At 60.3% G+C, this 1,628-nt stretch carries 1 protein-coding gene; it reads left to right on the forward strand.

From position 1 onward, the window contains the following. Window positions 1–82 precede the first annotated feature (82 nt). Window positions 83–1,456 carry an ISNCY family transposase gene (locus EFD56_RS32450; RefSeq protein ID WP_126907129.1) on the forward strand — a complete coding sequence of 458 codons (1,374 nt, stop codon included), beginning with the start codon at window positions 83–85 and terminating at the stop codon, window positions 1,454–1,456. Window positions 1,457–1,628: the final 172 nt, after the last annotated feature.

Here is a 1,628-nt window from a genome sequence, read left to right on the forward strand (position 1 = left end):
TGTAGCCGCAAAGTTAGAATGTCCTGTTTCTGCAAAGTTGGAATGTCACACTCCCCGCATTTGCTGACGTGGGAGATTGCGGATGGGATTGATAGCGATGAGCGAGCGCGATCTGCAGCGGATCGAGGTTTTGTCGAAGGTAATCGCCGGCCGGATGACGATGGTCACGGCGGCGCATGTGCTTGATCTGAGCGAGCGCCAGGTGCGGCGCCTGTTGGATCGCATCAGCACCGACGGCGCGGCGGCGATCCGCCATAAGGCGATCGGCCGGCCGTCGAACAACCGGATCAGCGACGGCATTCGGGATTATGCGGTGACGCTGGTTCGCGAACGTTATGCGGACTTCGGTCCGACGCTGGCGGCGGAGAAACTTGCCGAGCGCGATGGATTGCGTGTGTCGCGCGAGACGCTGCGTCGCTGGATGGTGGAGGCCGGACTTTGGCTGTCGCGCAAGCAGCGGCGGACGTTTCATCAGCCGCGATTGCGACGCGAGGCCTATGGCGAGCTGGTACAGATCGACGGGTCCGAACATCGCTGGTTCGAAGATCGTGGAGATCCGTGCTCGCTGTTGGTGTTCGTCGATGATGCGACGGGCAGACTGATGCAACTGCGCTTCGTGCGCTCGGAAAGCGCCTTCAGCTATTTCGATGCCCTGGAGCTTTATCTGAAGCATCACGGAGCGCCGGTCGCCTTTTATTCTGATAAGCATTCAGTGTTCCGGGTGGCGAAGAAGGATGCCAAGGGCGGCCAGGGCATGACCCAGTTCGGGCGGGCGCTTTCAGAGCTAAACATCGAGATTCTTTGCGCAAACTCAAGCCAGGCCAAAGGTCGTGTCGAACGCATGAACCGGACGCTGCAGGACCGGCTGGTCAAGGAATTGCGGCTGGCGGGAATCTGCGACATGGAGGCGGGCAATGCGTTCCTGCCTGGCTTCATGGACCACCACAATGCGCGGTTTGCACTCGTCCCTGCCCGATCCGGTGATCTGCACCGGCCGATGAATCTGGCCCCGGATCGGTTGGCCGAGATCCTGTGCAAACGCGAGCAGCGCTATGTCGGGGCGCAGCTGACGTTTTCGTTTGAGCGCAAGCGGATCATGCTGGCGGAGAGCGACGTGACGCGCGGATTGGCTGGTCGCTATGTCGAGACCTATGCCTATGCGGACGGCCGGCTCGATGTGCGGTGGAAGGGACACTCCCTGCCCTACAAGGTGTTCGACAAGGACCAGCGGGTGACGCATGCGGCGATCGTCGAGAACAAGCGGCTCGGCGATGTTCTGGCCTATATCAAGGAGCGGCAGGACCAGCAATCGAAGCCTGTGGTAAAGAGCAATAGCGAGAAGAACGGCTATGTGCGACGGGCTCACGGTCCGGGACGGCGGAGGGATTTTATGAACGATCCGGCGGTAATCGAACGCCGTAAAGCGGCGCTGGCAAAGCTTGACGCTGCCGAGTGAGACGTCGATCGCATCGTCTCAAAGCTAAAGCCGAAGGGTGCCCCTCACCCGCCCCGATCTGATCTTGCAACCCGGACCAGCCGCTCAGATCGGGGCTGATCGCCTGCCGGATGCAGACCAAAGTGACATTTCTACTTTGCAAACATCCGGACATTTCAACTTCACCGCCACA

Origin of the sequence: Rhizobium phaseoli (assembly GCF_003985125.1) — a bacterium.
Classification (GTDB): Bacteria; Pseudomonadota; Alphaproteobacteria; order Rhizobiales; family Rhizobiaceae; genus Rhizobium; species Rhizobium phaseoli.